The following is a 1332-nucleotide window of genomic DNA, read 5'->3' on the forward strand; positions in this document are numbered from 1 at the left end:
GCAACGTTGGCGATGGGCGATAAAACTGAACTCTCGCGTGCCCTCAACATGCTTGAGAGTGTCAAGGACTCGATTATCAATGCTTACCAGCTCAAAACCGGACTCAGCCGGGCGAAGTTGTCGAAGTTGATGGATGCTGAAACGTGGATGGACGCAACCGCAGCCATCGACCTTGGGTTCGCCGACGAGATTCTTACAAGTAAACGAGCACCCGTCCCGGACGAAGACGAAGAGGAACCTGATGAGTCGGATGAGGACGCTTCCGGCGGGGATGACGAGCAAGGCCCTGCCGGTAAGAAGCCGTTGCCACCCAAAAACACAGGTGGTGTGGTGTTTTCCAGGAAGGTAGCGGAGCAGCGACTGGTCGCGCAGTTAGCCCGTCACCGAGAAGATGGTGCTCCGACTGGCTCACCGCCATCTCCTGATATCCGTTGTTTTTTGCATCCCGCTGTCCCTTGTGGTCGGCGGGTTGTTGATTTATACGCCCAACTAACTGTTCAACCCCACTAAACCCTTTAGAGAGGAACTTTTTACCATGACTACTGTTACTGATCTTTATGCCCGCCGCGCCGAGACCTGGAACCGCGCGAAGGCGTTTCTGGATGAGCGCCGCAACTCTGAGACCGGCTGCCTGAGCACTGAGGATGACGCGGTTTACGCGAAGATGGAGGCCGAGATCGAGGCGCTTTCAAACGAGATTGCTCGCAGTGAGCGAGCCGAACGCCTCGAAAACTCCCTGGCTAAGGCGACTCGGGCACCCATCACTACTACACCCGGCGCTAGCCCTGACGAGGACAGCAAGGCGAAACCTGCTCGCGCCACCGCCTCCTACAAGCGGGCTTTCTGGGATGCGATGCGCCTAAATTCCTCACCGGTGGAAGTGCGAAACGCGCTGAGTGAGGGTGTGGATTCTGAGGGCGGGTATCTGGTGCCTGACGAGTTCGAGCGCACCCTAGTGCAGTCTTTAGCCGACCAAAACGTGATGCGCACCCTCGCCAAAGTCATTCAAACAACGTCTGGGGACCGCAAGATTCCGGTCGTTTCCACGCATGGCACCGCGACCTGGCTGGACGAGGGCAAGCCGTATTCCGAATCGGATGAGGCCTTCACCCAGATTTCCTTAAGCGCGTTCAAGTTGGGTACTTTCCTCAAGATTTCTGAGGAGTTGCTCAATGATGCTGCTTTTAATGTGGAGCAGTACTTGGCTAGTGAGTTTGCTCGCCGTATCGGTGCGGCCGAAGAAGAAGCATTCCTTGTAGGCGACGGGCAGGGTAAACCCACCGGCATCTTCAACACCACCGGTGGAGCCGAGGCTGGTGTGACAACCGCCAA

General features: G+C 56.8%; 2 protein-coding genes. Both read left to right on the forward strand.

All coding sequences use genetic code 11. The annotated features are described in order from the left end of the window. Window positions 1-510: ATP-dependent Clp protease proteolytic subunit (locus G556_RS0107490; protein WP_028822328.1), on the forward strand; the 510-nt coding region annotated here is incomplete at its 5' end. Between the two features lie 25 nt (window positions 511-535). Continuing rightward, the coding region (locus tag G556_RS0107495; RefSeq protein ID WP_028822329.1) for a phage major capsid protein at window positions 536-1332 on the forward strand (797 nt) is incomplete at its 3' end.

Origin of the sequence: Propionimicrobium lymphophilum DSM 4903 (assembly GCF_000423485.1) — a bacterium.
GTDB classification, from domain to species: Bacteria; Actinomycetota; Actinomycetes; order Propionibacteriales; family Propionibacteriaceae; genus Propionimicrobium; species Propionimicrobium lymphophilum.